This is a genomic window from Streptomyces sp. NPDC048106, assembly GCF_040706415.1.
In the GTDB taxonomy this organism is placed as follows: Bacteria; Actinomycetota; Actinomycetes; order Streptomycetales; family Streptomycetaceae; genus Streptomyces.
In genome coordinates, this window is record NZ_JBEZND010000007.1 from 1 (window position 1) to 20,484 (window position 20,484).

Here is a 20,484-nt window from a genome sequence, read left to right on the forward strand (position 1 = left end):
CAGCAGGTGCGCGATGCGGGCCGGTCCCCACCGGCGCAGGACGCGGATCTTGATGATGCGGCGCTCGGTGCGGGTCGGGGTACGGCGGGGGCTGGAGTGCGGGCGGGAGGAGCGGTCGCGCATACCTGCCTCGCCGAGCTGCCGGTAGCGGTCGGCCCATCGCTGGGCCGTGGTCGGCGAGACCTGGAAGCGTTCGGCGGCCCGGCGCAGGGGCCAGCCGTCCTCGACCACGCAGCGGGCCAGACGCAGGCGACCGGTCTCGGTCAGGGGTGCATTACGGTGGACCACGAGGGCCTTTCTGGTTGGTGTAGACGTCGCAATCCACACCGAACCGGAAGGGCCCTCACCCGTTCAAGATCCCTCAGCCGAGACCTGGCTCACCCGTCCACAACCTCCCCGGACAGAACAGCTAGTGCTGCGACCGGGATGGTTCACCGTGTTGCGGCTCGCGGTGGCGGGTGCCGGGCCGGTTGGATGTGAGGCGACGACGACCCGTCCGACAGGTGGAGGTGCGGTGGCAGAGCCCGTTCGAGTCCGCAGACTGTCCGATCAGGAGGGCCAGCGACTGCAGCAGATCGTGCGCCGGGGTAGCACCAACTCGGTGCGCTACCGGCGCGCGATGATGCTGCTGGCCTCGGCAGGCGGGAACCGAGTGCCGGTGATCGCCAAGCTGGTGCAGGCCGATGAGGACACAGTGCGCGACGTGATCCACCGGTTCAACGAGATCGGGCTGGCCTGCCTGGACCCTCGATGGGCGGGAGGCCGTCCCCGCCTGCTCAGCCCTGACGACGAAGATTTCGTCGTGGCGACGGCCACCACCCGCCCAGCGAAACTCGGCCAGCCCTTCACCCGCTGGTCGTTACGCAAGCTCGCCGCCTACCTGCGCCGTGTCCACGGGCGGCTAATCCGCATCGGCCGCGAGGCCCTGCGCTGCCTGCTCGCCCGCCGCGGCATCACCTTCCAGCGGACCAAAACGTGGAAGGAGTCCACCGATCCCGAGCGCGACAGCAAGCTGGACCGCATCGAGCATGTCCTGGAGCATTTCCCCGACCGCACCTTCGCATTCGACGAGTTCGGCCCGCTGGGCATCCGCCCCACCGGCGGGTCCTGCTGGGCCGGACAAGGCCACCCCGACCGGGTCCCGGCGACCTATCACCGTACCCACGGAGTCACCTACTTCCACGGCTGCTACTCGGTCGGTGACGACACACTCTGGGGCGTCAACCGCCGCCGCAAAGGCGCGGCCAATACCCTCGCGGCCCTGAAGTCGATCCGGGCCGCCCGCCCGGACGGCGCCCCGATCTACGTGATCCTCGACAACCTCTCCGCACACAAGGGCGCCAAGATCCGCGCCTGGGCCCGGAAAAACCGGGTCGAGCTGTGCTTCACCCCGACCAACGCCTCCTGGGCCAACCCCATCGAGGCTCACTTCGGACCGCTGAGGCAGTTCACCCTGGCCAACTCCCACCATCCGAACCACACCGTCCAGACCCGGGCCCTGCACGACTACCTGCGCTGGCGCAACGCCAACGCCCGCCATCCCGACGTGCTGGCCGCCCAACGCCGCGAACGCGCCCGGATCCGCAGCGAGAAAGGCATCCGCTGGGGCGGTCGCCCCCTCGCGGCCTGACCCGATCAGTAAGGCCCCCGGGGCCGCCGGGGCGCGGTCAACGTGCGTTGTTCGGTGTCCAGCGAAGGGTCATGTCGGGCAGATTCTCCATGTTCCGGCGGCCGTCGCTGGTGTCGAGGACAGTGAAGCCGTGACGTTCGTAGAATGCGCGGGCATCGGTGTTCTGCTCAAAGACGTGCAGGGACACGCCGTCAGGGCTGTGCCGTCTGACCTCGTCGAGCAGTAGCGTGCCGATGCCTTGGCGGCGGACGTCCGGCCGCAGATAGAGGTGTTCGAGCATGTCACCCTCAAGGGCGGCATAGCCGAGGATCTCCGCATCGCGCACCGCCACCCACAGGCGGCATGTCTTGAGCAGAACGTCCTCGATCCACCGGGTGACCTGGTCGTGACTGCGCTTTTGCGGGGGCAGGTACGGCATCGCCGCCACTCGCGAGGCCATGTGGATGCGTGCGATCACCGCCGCGTCTGCCGCATCAGCGAGCCGGATCTCTGTCACGCCAACATCGCTCATGGCCGGCGAATCTACAAGACCAGCCGAGACGCAGCCAACGGATAACCCGGTGAACCATCCCGGTCACAGCACTAGATCGGGACAAACACCGTTGCCCGCGCCCCGGATCCGGCCGTAACCTCACCATCCACTCCCGCTCAACAGGGCACCCAGCACGTGAAGTTGCCACGTTTTCGCAGGTCACGTCGGAGTTGCGGTAGAGCGTAGTCCGGAGGCGCGGTCTAGACTCCCTGTCATGGACGACGACTCGCGGTCGGCCCGGCTCGCTGCCGGAAAGTACCTGCTCATCACCAGCTACCGCAGGAACGGCACTCCGGTCGCCACCCCGGTGTGGGTGGTCCGGGACGGCGGGAGTCTCGGCGTCTGGACGGCCGCCGACAGCTTCAAGGTCAAGCGCATCCGCAACCGCGCGGACATCCTCGCCGGCCCCTGCGACCTGCGCGGCAACCCCACCGGCGACCAGCTCCCCGCCACCGCCGAGATCGCCGACCCGGCCACCACCGCCCGCTACCGCACCCTGATCGCCCGCAAGTATGGCCTCCTCGGCCGCCTCACCCTCCTGGGCAGCCGGCTGCGGCGCGGTGTGGACGGCACGGTCGGCATCCGGGTGACCCTCGGCGACTGACGGGGAGCGGGCGTGCGGGTCGCTCAGGTCCAGGCCCGGTACGGCTCGTCCACCAGCTGGAAGACCGGCTCGCCGCGCACCGGGTCCTTGGTGGTCGACAGCCGCACCCGGTCACCGCTGTGGATGCCGACCGGCGGGCCCATGACGCGGCCCCGTACGACGAAGCCCTCGGCCATCTCGATCAGCGAGACGTTGCGCGCCGCCGGGGTGTTGCGGTGCACGACCGAGGAGTGGCGGACGGTGCCGGTCCCCTCGCTGCGCTCGGTGCACAGCTCGCTGCCCTGGCACACCGGGCACAGCAGCCGGTGGTACATCGCGGTCCCGCACCAGGTGCAGCGCTGGAAGAGGATGGCGTCCCTGGACTCCGCGGGGACGGGATCGAGCACGCCCGCCGCGGAGCCGGCCGCCGGATGCGGGGCGCTCGCTGAGTGGTGGTACATCCTGGTCAACTCCCTGCACTCGGCCGGAATCCCGCGTGCGCGTCCCGTGCACGCGTGCGCCCGGCGGCCCGACCGCCGCGCACGACCGACAGGGTATGGCACTCAGTGTCATGCGTAAAGGTACTGGGTGCCGCAAAAATGAACCCGAGGCCACCGGGGCGACCAGGGCGCGGCACACTCAGCCGCGATCCAGTGCCGTCTCCAGCTCCTGCACCACCCGCCACAGCGGCGCGTCCCGGCGCGTGACGAGGACCAGCACGTCGTCCGGGCGAGGGGAGCCCTCGTCGTCCGGCGCGGACTCGCGCCCTACCAGGACAGGGCCGTCCACCGGGTCGGCAGGGCTCCCGAACTCCCGCTGCACGTAGTCGAGAGCGTGGTCCACCGCCGCGACCGCGTCGCCCTTGCCGTCCGAACGCAGCCAGGAGCGCAGGGCGTTGTTGTGCGCGGCGACCACCGAGGCCGCGATCACATCGGCCCGCAGTGTCCCGTCGGGGCGCCCCGCGAACCGGCCGCGCAGGTACTCGGCCATCGCGCGCTCGTAGCGCCACACCACCGACAGCTCGGACGCCCGCAGGCCCGGCACCTTCCGGGTGAGGCGGTAGCGCTGCACCGAGAACTCCGGGTTCTCCGTGTACATGTGCAGCACCATCCGGGCCGCGTCGCACACCCGCCGCACCGGCTCGCCCTCCTCGCCGTCCGCCGCGAGGAAGGCGGTCATGCCGGCGAGGCAGCGCTCGTGGTCGGGGAAGACCACGTCCTCCTTGGCGGGGAAGTAGCGGAAGAAGGAACGCCGGCCGACCCCGGCCAGGGACACGATGTCGTCCACCGTGGTCTGTTCGTAGCCGTGTTCCGAGAAGAGCCGGAAGGCCGCCGCGACCAGGGCGTCCCGCATCGGCGGTTTCGCGGCCGGCGCCGCGCTGCTGGACCTCATGGACGGGAACGTAGCATCCGGAGCAGCTTGGTGACACTCAGTGCAGCAACTGGCAGGGATGTGAGGGAACTGAGTGCTGTGTGAGGGGGCGTTCGCAACTCCTGGCCCGCCGGGTCAGGAGTCCAGCCAGTCGGTGATCTCGCCGGTGTGCTCGCCGAGGCGGGGCGGGCGCCGGTCGTAGCGGGGCGGGGTGCGGGACAGGGAGATCGGGTTGGCGACGAGATCCAGGGCGGCTCCGTCGCCGCCGTCCACCGAGGCCCGCGGCGCCAGGCCGAGCCGGTCGGCGAGGGCGAAGGCCTGCGCGAGGTCGTTGACCGGGCCGCAGGGGACACCGAGGGGCGTGAGGTGCTCGAACCACTCGGCGGCGGTCCGGCGCGCGAGCGACTCGCCCAGTTTCCCGGCCAGTTCGTCGACGTGGGCCACCCGGTCGGCGTTGGTGGCGAAGCGCGCGTCCTCGGCCAGCTCGGGCGCGCCGATGCCGTGGCAGAGCGCCGCGAACTGGCGGTCGTTCCCGACGGCGATCACCAGCGGCTGGTCCTTGGCCCGGTACACCTCGTAGGGGGCGATGGAGGGGTGCCGGTTGCCCATGATGCCCGGCACCCGGCCGGCCAGGGTGTATCCGGCGGACTGGTTGACCAGGCTCGACAGCAGGGTGGTCAGCAGATCGACCTCGATGAGCTGTCCCTCGCCGGTCGCGTCCCGGTGCCGCAGCGCGGCCAGCACGCCGACCGCGGCGTGCAGCCCGGTGAGCACGTCCACCAGCGCCACCCCGGTCTTCACCGGCTCCCCGGGCGCGGGTCCGGTGACGCTCATCAGCCCGCCCACGGCCTGGATCAGCAGGTCGTACCCGGGCAGCGCGGCCCCCGGCCCGGACCCGAAGCCGGTGATCGAGCAGTACACGATGCCCGGATTGGCGGCGCGCACCTCGTCGTAGCCGAGTCCGTACTTGCGCAGCGTCCCCGGCCGGAAGTTCTCGAACAGCACATCGGCGCGGCGCGCCAGTTCGGCGGCCCGGCGCCGGTCGGCCTCCTCGCGCAGATCGAGGGAGACCGAGCGCTTGTTGCGGTTGACGGACAGGAAGTAGGTGGCCTCGCCGTGCGCGTGCGGCGGGCCCCACGCCCGGGTGTCGTCACCGCCCGCCGGATGCTCCACCTTGATCACGTCGGCGCCCAGGTCGGCGAGGAGCATCGTCGCGTAGGGCGCGGCGAGCACCCGCCCGAAGTCGGCGACGAGGACGCCGCCCAGCGGCAGCGGGTTGGCGGCGCTCATGACTTCGTCCCTCCGGAGGCGTGCGGATGACCGGGGGTCCTAGGGCCTCTCGTCTGGATCATGCCGGGCTCGCGGGCTCTGGCATCGCTCCCTGATCCGGCCTGATCCAGACGAAAGGCCCTGGGCCGCCGGACCGATCCGGTCCGCGTCGCTCCACCGCCTGCGATGGGCCGCAAATCGCCACTCCTTTCGGCACGCCTGCGCACGCCGTGGTGTACCGGGGCGCGCGGGCCTGGCTGGGCCGCCATTGTGGGGGCGGCCGGCCCCTGGGCGCACTGGACGAAATGGCCTGCTCGCAGGGGTGGGGATGCGCCGATCTGTCGATGGTGCCGCGCCACCTGCGCCCTCCAGTCCGGTCGCACCGACAACCCCGGCAGCGGCTCGGCCCGTACACGGGACAGACCGTGCCGGTCAGCCCCGCACCGGACGGCTCCGGCGGGTGCCCGCCCGGGCGGTCGGGCGCGCACGGTAGGGCGTAACCTTTCTGCGCCCGCCCCGCCGCCAGGCCGACCGCAGCGCCGCCCAAGGAGATCCGCATGCCCGCCGCTCGCCCCCGCCTTCTCTACGTCACCGACCTGGCGTACCCGGCCCGCGGGCGCCGCTACTGCGACGAGGACGTCTTCCTCACCTCCCGGCTGCGCGCCCACTTCGACCTCGCCCTGTGCCATCCGCTGGACGCGACGGCCCTGATGGACGGCTTCGACGCCGTCGTCGTCCGCAACAGCGGCCCCGTCCTCGGCTACCAGCGGGCCTACGACGCCTTCCGCGCACGCGCGCTGGAACGCGGGACCCAGGTCTACAACCCGCTCACCGGCAAGGCGGACATGGCCGGCAAGCAGTACCTCCTCGACCTGACCGCCGCCGGGTATCCGGTGATCCCGACCGTCGACCGGTTCGAGGACCTGCACCGGCTGCCGCCCGCGCAACGTTATGTGGTCAAGCCCCGGCTCGGCGCGGACTCCCTCGGCCTGCGCGTCGTCCCCGCCGCCCGCGTCGACGCGCACGCCGGGGACGACGTCCTGATACAGCCGCACGTCGACTTCGCCTACGAGGTGTCCTTCTACTTCGTGGACGACGACTTCCAGTACGCCCTGTACGCACCCGACCCGCGCCGCCGCTGGGAGCTGAAGCCGTACGCGGCGACCGCCGCCGACCTGGAGTTCGCCCGGCGCTTCGTCGACTGGAACGATCTCGGCCACGGCATCCAGCGCGTCGACGCCTGCCGCGCCCCGGACGGCGGCCTCCTGCTGGTCGAGCTGGAGGACCTCAACCCCTATCTGTCGCTGGAGGCACTCCCGGAGGCCGACAGGGACGCGTTCGTCGGCGCGTTCACGGCGTCCCTGAGCCGGTTCCTGGGCGGAGCGTTCGCCGCGGCCTGACGGCGCCTTCCCGCACGCGCGACGCGGCCGGCGGGACGATTCGTCCGGCGGGACGATTCGGGGGCGGCGCGCGGGGAACGCCGGTGCACGGGACGATGGGTGCGCGGAGATGATGGGCGCACGGGACGCTGGGTGCGCCGAGACGATGGGCGCGCGGAACCAGCGGCGCCCGGAACCATCGGTGCACGGGCACCCGGAGCGGCGGCGGACGGAGCGGAGCGTTATGGCGCGGGCGGAGGACGGCTTCCTGGGGCGGCTCAACCCCGACATGTGCGTGGTCACGGCCGCGGCCGGCGGCGCGCGGGCGGGCTGCCTGGTCGGCTTCGCCTCGCAGTGCTCCATCCAGCCGCCCCGGTACGCCGTGTGGCTGTCCAAGGCCAACCGCACCTACCGCGTCGCCCGCGCGGCGCACTGCCTCGCCGTGCACCTGCTCACCAGCGACCAGCGCGCCCTCGCGGAGCGCTTCGGCGGCCGGACCGGCGACGAGACCGACAAGTTCGCGGACCTCGCCTGGGCGCGGGGGCCGGGCGGCGCGGTCGTCCTCGGGGACGTGGCGGCCTGGTTCGTCGGCGGCATCGTGCACCGCGTCGACGGCGGCGACCACGTCGGCTTCGTGCTCGACCCCATGGAGTGGGGCGAGGGACGGCCGGGTGCCCTGATGCGGCTGTCCGACGCGGCCGGCATCGAGGCCGGTCACCCCGCGGACTGACCCCGCGCGAAACACCACGCCGCGAAGTGCCGGCCCCCGCCTACCGGCCCCCGCCTACCGGCCCCGGTCTACCGGCCCCCGGCCTCCCCGCCCCCGGCCTCCGCACTCCCGGGCTCCCCGATCCCCGCCTCCGACGCGTCCACCGCTTCCTCGGCACGGTCCCGCGACCGCGACGGCATCCGGATGTCCACCACGCACACATCGTCCCGCCGCTCGTCCGCCAGCATGGCCGCGAGCAGTGCCTCCAGGGACGCGGACACCCCGTCGCCGGAGGCGCGCACCGCCTCCGTGAGCCGGGCAAGGCCCGTGTCCAGCCCCTCACCGGGCCGCTCGACCAGGCCGTCGGTGTACAGCAGCAGCCGGTCCCCGGGCTCCAGGCGCAACTCCGCCGATTCATACGACGGGTTCGCGGTCGCGCCGAGCAACAGGCCGCCGGGGCGGTCGAGATAGCGCACCTCGCCACCGCGCACCAGCAGCGGCGGTGGATGACCGGCCTGGGCCCACTCCAGGAGCCGGCGGTCCGGGTGGTAGCGGGCCATGACCATGGTTGCCGTCATCTGGCTGTCCCGGGTGTGCAGCAGCAACTGGTTGAGCCGTGCCAGGGCGACCGTGAGCGAGGAGCCGGTGCTGACCATCCCCTTGGCGGTGAACCGCAGTTGGGCCATGGTGGCCACCGCGTCGATGCCGTGCCCCGCCACGTCACCGACCACGAACAGCGCGTCGTACTCGGGCAGTTCGATGGCGCTGAACCAGTCGCCCCCGACATGGATCCCGGCCTGCGCGGGCAGATAGGCGACTTCGACCCGTAGCCCGGCCAGCCGCACCGGCTTGCTGGGCAGGGGCAGCAGGGCGTGCTGGAGCCGGGCGGCGAGGGCGCGTTCGGCCTGGAGGATCCCGCGCTGGAGCAGCATGGTGCGCTCGCTCTTGACCAGGGCGAGTTCCGCGCTGCGCTGTGCGGTGAGGTCCTGCACGAAGCCGTGCACCTCGGCGGGGGTGCCGTCCGGCTCGCGCACGGCCTCGGCGACCATCCGCAGATGCCGTACGCCCCCGGGCACCTCGATGCGGAACGGCACGTCGAACGGCCGTCCCAGGCGCACGAGTCCCGCGATCGCGGCGGCCAGCGGATCCGCGTCCTGCGGCAGGGCCAGCTCCGGCAGCTTCTCCAGCTCCAGCGGTCCCTGTTCGGCGCCGCGCCCGAGGACCGCGTAGGTCTGCGCGGACCAGGAGATCTCCTGGGTGACCAGATTCCAGTTCGCCCAGCCGAGGTTGCCGAGCCGCTGCACGTCGGCCAGGCGCTGCTCCTGCCGGTCCAGGGTGTCGTGCCGCAGCCAGGACACCACCAGGCCCTCGCCCAGCGGAGCGGCCCGCACGGAGAAGGTGGCGGTCACGGCCACCCCGTCGCACACCTCCTGGTAGGCGAACGGCTCGCTCTCGAACGGCACCCCGCTCTCCAGCGTCTCCAGATAGCCCCGCCACAGCGGTTCGCCCGCCACGGACGGGTAGCTCTCCAGGATGCGCCGGCCGATCATGTCCCGGCCGGTACGGCCGGACACGTCGACCGCCTGCCGGGTGGCTGCGTCGATCCGGTAGTCCGCCACCTCACCGGCGGCGGTGCGCAGCGGGGTCAGCAGGATCGCGGCACCCGGCATCGTGTCGAACACCGCCCGCACGGTTTCGGCGACGCCCGGTACACCGGGGCCGGCCTCCCTCGCGGTGTCGAAGGCGCTCAGCCGTCCCGTGCACAACCGGGCCGCGGCGACGAGCAGCCGGCGCTCGCGCGGCTCGAACGGCCCGTCGTGCCGGCGCAGCACCCCCAGCGCGAACCGAGCGGTCCCCCCGGCCGGCAGGGGCAGCCACACCCGGCTCGGCCACCGCTCCGGCGGGTCCCCGATCAGCAGATGGAGGGTGCGGTCGGCGCGCAGGTCCTCCAGCCACAGCGGTTCGTCCGCCGCCAGGGCCTCGAACACGGGCACCCCGCTCAGCGGGGGCACGTGCCGCCACCGGGCGGCGAACAGCGCGTCGGTACCGGCATGTCCGACCAGTTCCAGACCGCCCTCGGCCCGCTGCTCGTACAGCAGCACGGCGTCGGCCCGCGCCTGGGGTGCCAGGTGGTCCAGGAGCCGCCCGGCCAGCTCGTGCGGGGAGCCGACCCGGATCAGGTCCCGGCCTATCCTCCCGAGCACCTCCGCCATCTCCGGGTCACCGGCGGCCGGGGCCGCGAGCGGGGCGGGCGCCGGGCGGGGCGGCGCGGGGGTCGGTGGTGCCTGGACCGGCGGTGCCTGGGGCGGCGGAAGGGAGCCCAGCGTGAGCCAGCACTGTTCGACCAGGGTGCGCCCGCTGACCTCGGCACGCCGGCGCAGCTCCTCGTGGGCGGCGTCCGGGGTGCACCCGGTGACCGCCATCAGGACACCCTTGGCCCGCTCGAGGACCGCCGACGTCGCGGCAAGGTCGCGCAGCCGCTCCAGCTCGGCGCGCTGGCGGGCCACGACCTGGGCCAACGCGGCGCTGTCGGCGCCGGTGCCGGGGTCGTCCATCGGGGGCACGGACTCGCTCGTCACGCGATGAGCATCGCACATTCGGGGGCGTTCGATCACTCGTCCGTGGGGACCGGAGGGCCCGGGCTCTCCACCCGCCCTTCCCAGGTGTCCCACCTGGGAAGGCGTGGGTCCGGGCGCGGAGCGCGTCAGCGGGGGGCCAGGGCCACGCTGACCGCGCGGACGCTGCGGGCGATGTGCTGGAGTTGCAGTACCTCGGCGGCGTACATCTTGATCGTGTGTTCGATGACCGACTCGGGCAGTCCGAGCGTCGGCAGTTCGGTCCGCGCCGTCTGCAGAGCGGTACGGGCCACCCGGATCTCCTCGTGGACCTGGATCTGGGCGTGCCGGGCGAGCAGCACGGGGTGCCGGATCAGCGCCGGATAGCTGGCATAGCGTGCGGGGATCAGCTCGCGCAGCCACTTGGCGGCCGAGCGCTCCCAGTCGTACGAGCCCGGGGTCTTGACCTGGCAGGGCCAGTCGGGGCTGATGCGCGTGCTGGTCAGGGGCATGATCACTTCCGGTCTGCGGCGTCGTGAGGGGTGGGCCGACGAGATGCGGGCGGCCCCGGCCTAGGGGGTGACCGGGGCCGCCCCCGGTGCGGCACAGGGGCGCCGCACCGCCGGACGTCCCGGACGCCGAGGGGTAGGCGACGGCGGCCGAGGGCGTCCGCGCGGGCGATCCGCCAGCAGAGTATTTATATATGCGGAGCCGTTTGCAAGACGTATGAAAACATTCATGCGGGAAATGGGGTGAAAAGTCCCGGTACAGGGGTGGGTAACCGCAAGATCTTCACGGGCGGGCGGCTCAGTCCCTGACGAAGAACTGGTGCTCGTCGGACACCTGCTCGTACTTCTCCAGCCGTGCCTGTGTCCGCTCCGGGTCCGCGTCGGTCATCGCCTGGAGCAGTGCCGCGGCCATCAGGCCGGGCGCCGCGTAGGAGTCGAAGACCAGCCGGGAGCCGGTGCCGGTGGCGAAGGTGACGTCGGCCTCGTCGGCCACCGGCCCGAGCGCGAGGTCGGTGATCAGTGCGACCTTCAGACCGGCGCGGTGCGCCACCCGGACCGCTTGCAGGGTCTCGTGCGAGTGCCGGGGCATGGCGAACGCCAGCACCCAGCTGCCGCCGGCCTCGCGGGACTGGAGCAGCGCGTCGTAGGCCACGCTGCCGCCCCGCGTCACCAGCCGTACATCGGGGTGGATACGACGTGCCGCGTACCCGAAGTACTCGGCCAGCGACTCCGAGATGCGCAGGCCCAGGACGGTCAGCGGGGTGGAGCGGGACAGCTCGCGGCCGATGTGGATCACTCGGTCGGGGTCGGCGAAGTCGCGGCGCAGGTTCTCCAGGTTCGCGATCTCGGCATCCACGGCCGCCTGGAGTTCGTTGGCGCGGTTCGCCTCGCCGGGCCCGCCGGCCAGGGTCTTCAGCGCGATCGACTGCAGCCGCTCGCGCAGCGCGGGGTAGCCGCTGAAGCCGACGGCACCGGCGAAGCGGGTCACGGACGGCTGGCTGACCCCGACCCGGTCCGCCAGCTCGGTGATCGACAGGAAGGCGGCCTCGGTGATGTGCTCGATCAGGTACTGGGCGATGCGGCGCTGCCCGGGCGACAGCCTGGGTCCGTCGAACATCTCCCTGAGCTGGGAGGTCGGGGCGGCCTCGGCCGCCGGCGTGGTCCTGCCCGAGGTGATCGCTGATGCCTGTGCGCGGGCCTGCTGCGGCGAGGGCACCGGTCCGTCTCCTTTGTCTCCCACGAGCACTCAACATAGCTCACCCAAGGCCGTGACCAGCGGGTTGGCGAGCAACCGAGCGCTCGGGCGCACCGGGCGGCGCCCCGGCCCGCCCCGGGAATTGGCCGGGCTCACCAGGGAGCGGCCGGGCCGGGGGTTCACGACGGCGACGGCAGCGCCTCCACCGGAACCAGCAGGTCCGCCCGCTCCCGCGTCGTCGCCACCAACTCGGCGTTGCGCTGGTCCGTGCCCAGCACCCAGGCGCGCGCCGCCGCGGGCTCCTTGCCGAACTCCTCGTGCCGGGCCACCAGTCGGCGGATCCGCTCCTCCTCGGGAAGCTCGCAGTACCACACCTCGTCCAGGCACGACCGCACCCGCGCCCACGAACCCTCCTCCAGGAGAAGGTAGTTGCCCTCGGTCACCACCAGTCGCGCGGTCGGCGGCACCGGGATCGCACCGGCGAGCGGCTGCTCCAGGACGCGTTCGAACCCGGGCGCGTACACGACCTCCTCGGTGTCCTCGCGCAGCCGCCGCAGCAGCGCCGCGTACCCGGCCGCGTCGAAGGTGTCCGGCGCGCCCTTGCGGTCGCGGCGCCCCAGCCGGTCGAGTTCGGCGTCGGCCAGGTGGAAGCCGTCCATGGGGACCTGGGCGGCCCACGGCGACCCACCGGCGTTCAGCGCGCGCACCAGATGCCCGGCCAGCGTGGACTTGCCCGCGCCGGGGCCGCCCGTGATGCCGAGCAGGGCGCGCCGGCCGTCACGGCAGAGGGCGCGGGCGCGGGCGAGGAGGTCGTCGAAGGTCGGGGACACAGGGGACACAGGGGACACAGGGGCGGTGGTCGGCGGCACACAGCAGAGTGTGTCACCCCGAAACCGGCGACTTTGTGGCGCGGGACACTCACTGGAGTGCCCTTCATGGGGAACAGTCCTCGGTATGACTCAGCTCGGTCTGCCCGACGACATCCAGGCGTGCCTCTTCGATCTCGACGGGGTCGTCACCAAGACGGCCGTGGTGCACGCGGCGGCGTGGAAGGAGACGTTCGACGCGTTCCTGCGCTCCCACGAGGGCGAACAGGCACGGCCGTTCGACGCGGTCGCCGACTACGACGAGTACGTCGACGGCCGCCCGCGTGCCGACGGGGTGCGCGCCTTCCTCGACTCGCGCGGCATCCGTCTGCCGCAGGGCACCCCGGACGACCCGCCGGGCGCCCTGACGGTGAACGGCCTCGGCAACCGGAAGAACGAGCTGCTCCTGGAGAAGATCCGCACCGGCGGCGTCGAGGCCTACGAGGGCACGCTGCGCTACCTGGAGGCGGTGCGGGCCGAGGGGCTGCGCACCGCGATCGTCTCCTCCAGCGCCAACTGCCGCGACGTGCTGCGGGCGGTGGGCGCCGAGCACTTCTTCGACGTGCGGATCGACGGCGTGGTGGCCGCCGAGCGGCACCTGCCGGGCAAGCCGCACCCCGACACCTTCCTCGCCGCCGCCCGCGACCTCGGGGTCGAACCGTCCCGGGCGGCCGTCTTCGAGGACGCGCTGGCCGGCATGGACGCGGGCCGCGCGGGCGGCTTCGGGTACGTCGTCGGCCTCGACCGGGTCGGCCAGGGCGACGCCCTGTACGCGCACGGCGCGAGCGTCGTCGTCAAGGACCTCGCCGAACTGGGGGGCGAGCGGTGATCACCCAGGGGTCGTACGCCGTCGAGCCGTGGGCCGTCCGGGAGACCGCCCTCGACCTCGACGTCCTCGCCCAGAGCGAGTCCGTGTTCGCGTTGTCCAACGGCCACGTCGGCTGGCGCGGCAACCTCGACGAGGGCGAACCGCACGGTCTGCCCGGCAGCTACCTCAACGGCGTGCACGAGGTGCACCCGCTGCCCTACGCGGAGGCCGGCTACGGCTACCCGGAGTCGGGCCAGACCGTCATCAACGTCACCAACGGCAAGATCCTGCGCCTGCTCGTGGACGACGAGCCGTTCGACCTGCGCTACGGCCGACTCACCGCCCACGAGCGGGTCCTCGACCTGCGCCGGGGGGTGCTGGAGCGCACCTGCGAGTGGACCTCCCCGGCCGGCTCCACGGTCCGGGTGCGCTCGACGCGGCTGGTCTCGCTCACCCAGCGCGCGGTCGCCGCCATAGCGTACGAGGTGGAGGCCGTCGACGCCCGCAGCCGGGTGGTGATCCAGTCCGAGCTGGTCGCCAACGAGAGCCTGCCCGGCTCCGACGGCGACCCGCGCGCCGCGACGGCCCTCCAGTCGCCCCTGGAACAGGAGGACCATTCCGCCTCGGACAGCAGGCTGCGCCTGGTGCACCGGACCCGGCGCAGCGGCCTGCGCGTCGCGGTCGCCGCCGACCACGTCGTCAGCGGGCCCGAGCGCACCACCACCCGCAGCGAGAGCGGCACCGACCTCGCCCGGCTGACCGTCACCTCGGTCCTGGAGCCCGGCCAGAGCCTGCGCGTGGAGAAACTGGTCGCCCACGGCTGGTCGGCCACCCGCTCGCTGCCCGCGATGGCCGACCAGGTCGACGCCGCGCTCGCGGCCGCCGCCCACGACGGCTGGCCCGGCCTGCTCGCCGACCAGCGGGCCTGCCTGGACGACTTCTGGGCGCGCGCCGACGTCGAGGTCACCGGCGACGAGGAGATCCAGCAGGCCGTCCGGTTCGCCCTGTTCCATGTGCTGCAGGCCGGGGCCCGCGCCGAGCGGCGCGCCATACCCGCCAAGGGCCTGACCGGGTCCGGCTACGACGGGCACGCCTTCTGGGACACCGAGATGTTCGTGCTGCCGGTGCTCACCCACACCGCGCCCGCGGCCGTCGCCGAGGCGCTGCGCTGGCGGTACGCCACCCTGGACGAGGCCCGCGAACGCGCGGCCCAACTGGGCCTCGCCGGGGCCGCGTTCCCCTGGCGGACCATCGCGGGCCCGGAAGGCTCGGCGTACTGGCCGGCCGGCACCGCCGCCTTCCATGTGAACGCCGGCATAGCCGACGCCGTCGTGCGCTACGTCGAGGCCACCGGCGACACCGCCTTCGAACGCGAGGCCGGGGTCGAACTGCTGGTGGAGACCGCCCGGTTGTGGCGCTCCCTCGGCCACCACGACGTCCACGGCGTCTTCCATCTCGACGGTGTCACCGGACCCGACGAGTACAGCGCGGTCGCCGACGACAACACCTACACGAACCTGATGGCACGTCAGAACCTGCTGGCCGCCGCCGATGCCGCCGAGCGCCATCCGGACGTCGCCGCCCGGCTCGGGGTGGACGAGGAGGAGAGCGCGGTCTGGCGGGACGCGGCCGCGGCGATGCACGTGCCGTACAACCCCGAACTCGGCGTCCACGAACAGCACTCCGGGTTCACCCGCTACCAGCGCTGGGACTTCGAGGGCACCCGGCCCGACCAGTACCCGCTGCTGCTGCACTTCCCGTACTTCGACCTCTACCGCAAACAGGTCGTCAAACAGGCCGACCTGGCGCTGGCGATGTACACCTGCGACGGCTACTTCGCCGAGCGGTACGACGAGGAGCAGATCGCCCGGAACTTCGCCTACTACGAGCCGCTGACCGTGCGCGACTCCTCCCTGTCCGCCTGCTGCCAGGCCGTCGTCGCCGCCCAGACCGGCCATCTCGGCCTCGCCTACGACTACACGGCCGAGGCGGCCCTGATGGACCTGCACGACCTGGAGCACAACACCCGCGACGGGCTGCACATCGCCTCGCTCGCCGGCACCTGGATGGCGCTGGTGGCGGGCTTCGGCGGGATGCGCCGCGAGGGCGAACGGCTGCGCTTCGCCCCCCGGCTGCCCGAACGGCTCGCCCGTCTCGCGTTCCACGTGGAGTTCCGGGGCCGCCGGCTGCGGGTGGAGATCGGCCCGGACAAGACGACGTACGCGCTGCTGGCCGGGCCTCCGCTGACCCTGCGGCACCACGGCGATCCCGTGACGGTCACCACGAGCGAGCCGGCCGTCCGCGCCGTGCCGCCGGCCGCGCGCCGGGCGGCGCCGGAACAGCCGCGGCACCGGGCGCCGAACGGGGCCTCGTGACGTGGAGCGGCTGATCAGTGCGGTGTGCTGCCCGTCAGCAGCCTGAGGAGATCGCCCGTGGCGTCGGCCGCGAGGAGCGGCGGCAGGGTGCTCAAGGCGAGGACGGCCAGCGCGGCGGAGCCCAGGCTCGGTTGCGGGCCGGCCCGGAGGGCGGCGATGCGGCGGGTGACGGCGCGGTCGGCGAAGTGCAGCGCGCAGGCGGTGCGGGGCCGCTCCGCGGTGAGCGCGGCCTGCGCCAGCGCGCGGGCGGTGGTACGACGGTCGCCGACCGCGGCCGCCGCCTGTTCGTCGGCCGACCGCTCCACCAGGTAGGCCACGGTCGAACGCACCGGACACAGCAGCGGGTCGGCGGCCGCCGCGAGCGTGGCCGCCGTCACCAGCAGGCCGTGCCGATGGGCGAGATGGGCCCGCTCGTGCGCGAGGAGCGCCCGCCGCTCGGCGGGCCCGAGCGCGCTCAGCATCGCCGAGGTGACCAGGATCCGGCCCGGCCGCCCGGGAACCGCGAACGCCCGCGGCACCGCCGAGGCGGCCACGATCAGCTCCGTGTCCGCCGGCTGCCCCGCGCACAGTCGCCGCAGCGCCCGGCGGGTGCGCCGTTCGGCACGTACGGCACGGTGCACCCGCACCGCGATGACCACCAGCGCCAGACACGCCGCGAGCCCGACCACCTCCGGCACCGGATCGGCCGGTGTCCGCCCGCCTGCCCCGGCCCCGCGCACCACCGGCGGCACGTCCCCGAGCAGCGCGGCACCGAGCAGCACCAGCGACCACGCGGTGGCCCCGGCGGTCAGTACGGCGGCCACGGCCAGCACCCGCGCGGCCGGCGCCGGCGCGACGTACCGGCCGGTCAGCGGGGCCGCCACGGCGAGCAGCAGCGACAGCGCCAGGGGGCTGTACACATCGAATCTCATGCGCGAGACCTCATGTCGTGGACGTCGTGCGCGGAACCTCGTGTGCCTGACCTCAGCGCCCGACCTCGTGCGTCGGACCTCGTGCATCGGACGTCATGCGTCCGCCCTCATGCGTCCGCCCTCATGCGTCCGCCGTCATGCGTCCGCCGTCATCCGCCCGCCGTCACGCGTCTGCCGTCATGCGTCGCCTTCGGCGAGCAACGCGCGCAGTGCGCGCTCCTCCTCCATGCTCAGGCCGGTCACGAACTGCTGGAGCGCCGCGATCGGGTCCGGACCCCGGTCCAGGGCCTGGTGCATGGCCTCGGCGGTCAGCTCGGCGGCGTTCTTCGCCGGGCGGTACGCGCCGCGCCGCCCGTCCGCGTCCCGCAGCACCAGCCCCTTGTCGTACAGGCGTTTGAGGATGGTGTGCACTGTGTTGTACGCGAGGCCGCCGCCGATCTCGGCCTGGATCTCCGCCGGGGTGAGCGGCCGGTCGGTGGCCCACAGAGCGGCCAGCACCTCGCTCTCCAGCTCCCCGGCACTGCGCCGTTCCGCCCTGCCCCGGGACCCTCTGCCAGCCATGCCCCAACCTTACAGCGCGTAGGGGCCGGGGCCGGCGGGCGGGTTTGAAGAGGGATCTCCGCCGAGTCTGTGATGTGGTGGTGTCTTCCGGTTCCGCCCTGTCCGGGGGGAAGGGGTGACGATGACCGGCAGCGCCGACGCCGCACTCGCCGGGACGCGGGCCGAACGCTCCCGGCGCCGGTCCGACGGCCGCCGCGGCCTGCGGGCCGCCCGCCCGCTCGCGGCCGTGGCCGCGGCCTTCACCCTGGCCCAACTGCTCCTGGTCCGGCCCGGCATGGGCCTCGGCTGGGACGAGACGGTGTACGTCAGCCAGGTCGGCGCGGCAGCTCCCGCGGCCTTCTTCAGCGCGCCCCGGGCCCGCGGCATCTCCCTGCTCGTCGCGCCCGTCGCCGCGTGGTCGTCCTCGACGGTCCTGCTGCGCTGCTACCTCGCCGTCCTGTCCGGCCTCGCCCTGTACCTGGCGCTGCGGACCTGGCGCGGCCTGTTCCCGGCCCGCGTCCTCACCCTCGCCGCCGCCCTCTTCGCCTCCCTGTGGGTGACCCTCTTCTACGGCCTCCAGGCCATGCCCAACTACTGGGTCGCGGTGGGAGCGTTGGCGGCGGTGGGCGCCTACCTGCGGGCGGGCGCGCCGCGTTGCGGCCGGACCGCCCTTCCGGTTCTGGCGGCGAGTGCCGCGCTGATGGGCTGGATGCGCCCGGTGGACGCGGTGTGGGTCGTCGTGCCGCTGCTCGCCGTCGGCCTCGGACGCCGGCACTGGAGGCGGTTGGCGGCGCTGCTCGCCGGGCTCGCGGCCGGGGTGGCCGAGTGGGTGATCGAGGCGTACGTGCGCTACGACGGCCTGCTCCACCGGCTGTCCGAGGGCTCGGCCATCCAGGGCGGCCTGGGCTGGCACCTCGCCGTCGTCGACCAACTGCGCAGCCTCGGCGGACGCACCCTGTGCCGGCCGTGCGCCGGCGCCCCGCCCGGCCCGCTCGTCACCGCCTGGTGGTTCGCGCTGCCCCTCCTCGCCGCGCTCGCCCTGCTCCTCGCGGTCCGTGCCGGACGAACGGCGGCCACGGCGCTGCCGCTCGGGTGCGCGGCCTCGGCCGCCTTCCCGTACCTGTTCCTGATCGGCTACGCGGCGCCCCGCTTCCTGCTGCCCGCCTACGCCCTGCTCGCGATCCCCGTCGCCGCCGCGCTGCTCCGCCTGGTGAGCGCCCCGCCCCGGCCGTGGCGCCCGGTTGCCGTCACCGCGCTCTGCCTGGCCCTCGCCCTGCACCTCGGGGTCCAGCTGACCGTCCTGGTGCGCACGGCGAACAGCGCCACGAGCGGCCACCGCGCCTGGTCGCGCACCGCCGCCACCCTGCACCGGCTGGGCGTCCGCGCGCCCTGCCTGGTGACCGGCGACGAGGCCCTCCCCGTCGCCTTCTACGCGGGCTGCTCCTCCGCCGCCACATCCGGCCCCAACGCCGGCACCACCGCGGACGCCATCGCGCGCACCGCCCGGCGGATTCCGGTGGCCACCCTCGTACCGGCCGGCGCGCGACCGCCGGCGTACGCCCGTGACTGGCCGTGGATTCCGGCCGAAAGCCGACGGCTGTACTACACGCTGGGGGCCGGGGCGTTTCCGGTCCGGCCCGGTCAGGTAGGACACGGGTGACATCGCGTGCGACGGAGGGGAAGCAGATGACGGGGAACGACACCGCTGGGCTGTTGGACGAGGCGTTCTTCACGCCGGGCAGTTCGTCCTTCGCCGAGTTCCTGGCCGCCTACCGGCCCGGCATGCTGCCGACCAGGGCCCCGCTTCCCCCCGGCGTGACCGCGGCCCCCGGCCGCTTTCCGCACGGCACCACGGTGCTCGCGCTCACCTGCGGCGACGGCGTGCTGCTCGCCGGGGACCGCCGGGCCACCATGGGCAACCTGATCGCCCAGCGGGACCTGGAGAAGGTCCACCCCGCCGACGACCACACGGCCGTCGCCTTCGCCGGCACCGTCGGACTCGCGCTCGACATGGTGCGGCTCTACCAGGTCGAGCTGGCCCACTTCGAGAAGGTCGAGGGCATCCCGATGACCCTGGGCGCGAAGGCGACGCGCCTCGCCACCATGATCCGGCAGAACCTCGCCCAGGCCATGCAGGGCCTCGCCGTCGTCCCCCTGCTCGCCGGATACGACGTCAGCGCGCCCACGGGCGAGGGCGGCCGCATCTTCGCCTTCGACGCGGCCGGCGGGCTGTACGAGAAGCGGGAGTTCCACGCCGAGGGCTCCGGCTCCCCGTATGCCCGCGGCGCGCTCAAGAAGCTCTACCGGCCGGGCCTGACCCGCCGCGAGGCCGCCCTCGCCGCGCTGCACGCGCTGTACGACGCCGCCGACGACGACTCGGCCACCGGCGGGCCCGACCTCAACCGGCGCATCTTCCCGATCATCTTGTTCATCACCGAGGACGGCTTCGAGCGGCTGCCGGAGGCCGAGACAGAGGAGCTGACCCGCGAGATGGTGCGCCAGCGCGACGACCGCCCGGACGGCCCGCACGTCGCGCCGTGACCCTTCACGGGATGTCATGCGAACGGCAGCGAACAGAGCCCGAAGACTGCCGGATTCCGGCAGTGAACCGCGCCGGGGGCAGGGCCTAGATTTCCGTTCGGCGGACGAGGCGCGGCCGGGGGAACGGCCGTAGGCCGAGGCGTTCCGACGCCGGCATCGGTCGGGCCGGCCTCGTCCGCCGCGTCGGGGGCTCGGACCCCTGACGCGCCCTGTTCTCCGGGAGTCCGCAAAGAAGGTGCACACATGAGACCGGCCCGCGCCGCCCTGACCGTCGCGGCCACCGCGCTGGTGCCGGCCCTGCTGCTCGCCGCTCCGGCCTTCGCCGCCGACTCACCCGGCGCCGTCACCACGGGTGTGACCGCGTCGGCGACGGACGGCTCCACCGCGCCGGTCGACGAGATGTCCGACGACGACGTCCGGGTCGCGGTCCTCCGCATCCTGGCCACCGCGCAGGAGAACGGCGACAAGGCCGTCGTGCGAGAGGCCACCGCCGCTTTGGACGACGGTTCTCCCGAAGCCCTGCGGACCTTCCTGGAGACCGGCTACCGCCTCGCCCAGGCCGAGGACGACAGGGTCGCCGTCTTCCGCATCCTCGCCGGCCCCGACACCAGCGACGCACTCCGCGCGGCGGCCGAGCAGGCCCTGGACGACGGCAGCCCCGAAGCGCTGCGCTACTTCCTGGAGTACGGACGCTACGAGGTGGACGCCTAG

At 73.4% G+C, this 20,484-nt stretch carries 20 protein-coding genes; 9 read left to right on the forward strand and 11 right to left on the reverse strand.

Annotated elements, in window-relative coordinates; genetic code table 11:
* Positions 1-288, reverse strand: a 288-nt coding sequence (locus tag AB0927_RS09185) for a leucine zipper domain-containing protein (protein ID WP_366666901.1), incomplete at its 3' end; no start/stop codon positions are given.
* 226 nt (positions 289-514) lie between these two features.
* Here AB0927_RS09185 and AB0927_RS09190 point away from each other — a divergent pair.
* Positions 515-1,630 carry an IS630 family transposase gene (locus AB0927_RS09190; RefSeq protein WP_366666902.1) on the forward strand — a complete coding sequence of 372 codons (1,116 nt, stop codon included), beginning with the start codon at positions 515-517 and terminating at the stop codon, positions 1,628-1,630.
* Between the two features lie 37 nt (positions 1,631-1,667).
* On the opposite strand, the gene AB0927_RS09195 is transcribed toward AB0927_RS09190, so the two are convergent.
* Complete coding sequence (locus AB0927_RS09195; protein ID WP_366666903.1) at positions 1,668-2,141, reverse strand: GNAT family N-acetyltransferase; 474 nt, start codon at positions 2,139-2,141, stop codon at positions 1,668-1,670.
* 235 nt (positions 2,142-2,376) lie between these two features.
* Here AB0927_RS09195 and AB0927_RS09200 point away from each other — a divergent pair, with 235 nt between their 5' ends.
* Positions 2,377-2,766, forward strand: a complete 390-nt coding sequence (locus tag AB0927_RS09200; protein ID WP_366666904.1) for a PPOX class F420-dependent oxidoreductase — start codon at positions 2,377-2,379, stop codon at positions 2,764-2,766.
* Positions 2,767-2,789: 23 nt separating this feature from the next.
* On the opposite strand, the gene AB0927_RS09205 is transcribed toward AB0927_RS09200, so the two are convergent.
* The 3 genes from AB0927_RS09205 to AB0927_RS09215 all read right to left on the reverse strand — a co-directional run bounded on the left by AB0927_RS09205 (position 2,790) and on the right by AB0927_RS09215 (position 5,406).
* Positions 2,790-3,206 carry a zinc ribbon domain-containing protein gene (locus AB0927_RS09205; RefSeq protein WP_366666905.1) on the reverse strand — a complete coding sequence of 139 codons (417 nt, stop codon included), beginning with the start codon at positions 3,204-3,206 and terminating at the stop codon, positions 2,790-2,792.
* A gap of 178 nt (positions 3,207-3,384) precedes the next feature.
* Complete coding sequence (locus AB0927_RS09210; protein ID WP_366666906.1) at positions 3,385-4,137, reverse strand: TetR family transcriptional regulator; 753 nt, start codon at positions 4,135-4,137, stop codon at positions 3,385-3,387.
* Between the two features lie 114 nt (positions 4,138-4,251).
* On the reverse strand, positions 4,252-5,406 hold the full coding sequence (locus AB0927_RS09215; protein WP_366666907.1) for a CoA transferase: 1,155 nt from the start codon (positions 5,404-5,406) through the stop codon (positions 4,252-4,254).
* Between the two features lie 536 nt (positions 5,407-5,942).
* Between AB0927_RS09215 and AB0927_RS09220 the strand changes: the two genes are divergently transcribed.
* Positions 5,943-6,785 carry a hypothetical protein gene (locus AB0927_RS09220; protein WP_366666908.1) on the forward strand — a complete coding sequence of 281 codons (843 nt, stop codon included), beginning with the start codon at positions 5,943-5,945 and terminating at the stop codon, positions 6,783-6,785.
* A gap of 223 nt (positions 6,786-7,008) precedes the next feature.
* The gene (locus AB0927_RS09225) at positions 7,009-7,494 is read left to right on the forward strand and encodes a flavin reductase family protein (protein ID WP_366666909.1); all 486 of its coding nucleotides are present in this window, start codon (positions 7,009-7,011) and stop codon (positions 7,492-7,494) included.
* 68 nt (positions 7,495-7,562) lie between these two features.
* Here the strand turns inward: AB0927_RS09225 and AB0927_RS09230 are convergent, their stop codons facing one another.
* From AB0927_RS09230 to AB0927_RS09245, 4 genes are all read right to left on the reverse strand, one after another.
* Positions 7,563-10,028, reverse strand: a complete 2,466-nt coding sequence (locus AB0927_RS09230) for a SpoIIE family protein phosphatase (RefSeq protein WP_366667098.1) — start codon at positions 10,026-10,028, stop codon at positions 7,563-7,565.
* 149 nt (positions 10,029-10,177) lie between these two features.
* A complete protein-coding gene (locus AB0927_RS09235) occupies positions 10,178-10,546 on the reverse strand; it encodes a hypothetical protein (RefSeq protein ID WP_366666910.1) in 369 nt (122 codons plus the stop codon).
* A 289-nt stretch (positions 10,547-10,835) separates the two neighbouring features.
* Positions 10,836-11,753, reverse strand: a complete 918-nt coding sequence (locus AB0927_RS09240; protein ID WP_366666911.1) for a MurR/RpiR family transcriptional regulator — start codon at positions 11,751-11,753, stop codon at positions 10,836-10,838.
* 158 nt (positions 11,754-11,911) lie between these two features.
* Positions 11,912-12,562 (reverse strand): nucleoside/nucleotide kinase family protein, encoded by a 651-nt coding sequence (locus tag AB0927_RS09245; RefSeq protein WP_366667099.1) that lies wholly within the window; start codon positions 12,560-12,562, stop codon positions 11,912-11,914.
* Positions 12,563-12,686: 124 nt separating this feature from the next.
* Here AB0927_RS09245 and AB0927_RS09250 point away from each other — a divergent pair, with 124 nt between their 5' ends.
* On the forward strand, positions 12,687-13,427 hold the full coding sequence (locus AB0927_RS09250; RefSeq protein WP_366666912.1) for a beta-phosphoglucomutase family hydrolase: 741 nt from the start codon (positions 12,687-12,689) through the stop codon (positions 13,425-13,427).
* Positions 13,424-15,781, forward strand: a complete 2,358-nt coding sequence (locus AB0927_RS09255) for a glycosyl hydrolase family 65 protein (RefSeq protein WP_366666914.1) — start codon at positions 13,424-13,426, stop codon at positions 15,779-15,781. Before AB0927_RS09250 ends, AB0927_RS09255 begins: the two co-directional genes overlap by 4 nt.
* 14 nt (positions 15,782-15,795) lie before the next feature.
* Here AB0927_RS09255 and AB0927_RS09260 read toward each other — a convergent pair whose 3' ends face one another.
* Entirely contained in the window at positions 15,796-16,692 is an 897-nt protein-coding gene (locus AB0927_RS09260) for a M48 family metalloprotease (protein ID WP_366666915.1), read from the reverse strand.
* Positions 16,693-16,869: 177 nt separating this feature from the next.
* Positions 16,870-17,253, reverse strand: a complete 384-nt coding sequence (locus AB0927_RS09265; RefSeq protein ID WP_366666916.1) for a BlaI/MecI/CopY family transcriptional regulator — start codon at positions 17,251-17,253, stop codon at positions 16,870-16,872.
* Positions 17,254-17,374: 121 nt separating this feature from the next.
* On the opposite strand from AB0927_RS09265, the gene AB0927_RS09270 reads away from it, so the two are divergent.
* From AB0927_RS09270 to AB0927_RS09280, 3 genes are all read left to right on the forward strand, one after another.
* Positions 17,375-18,892: a hypothetical protein gene (locus tag AB0927_RS09270; RefSeq protein WP_366666917.1), complete on the forward strand. Its 1,518-nt coding sequence runs from the start codon at positions 17,375-17,377 to the stop codon at positions 18,890-18,892.
* Between the two features lie 26 nt (positions 18,893-18,918).
* Complete coding sequence (gene prcB, locus AB0927_RS09275; RefSeq protein ID WP_366666918.1) at positions 18,919-19,773, forward strand: proteasome subunit beta; 855 nt, start codon at positions 18,919-18,921, stop codon at positions 19,771-19,773.
* A gap of 243 nt (positions 19,774-20,016) precedes the next feature.
* The gene (locus tag AB0927_RS09280; protein ID WP_366666919.1) at positions 20,017-20,484 is read left to right on the forward strand and encodes an ALF repeat-containing protein; all 468 of its coding nucleotides are present in this window, start codon (positions 20,017-20,019) and stop codon (positions 20,482-20,484) included.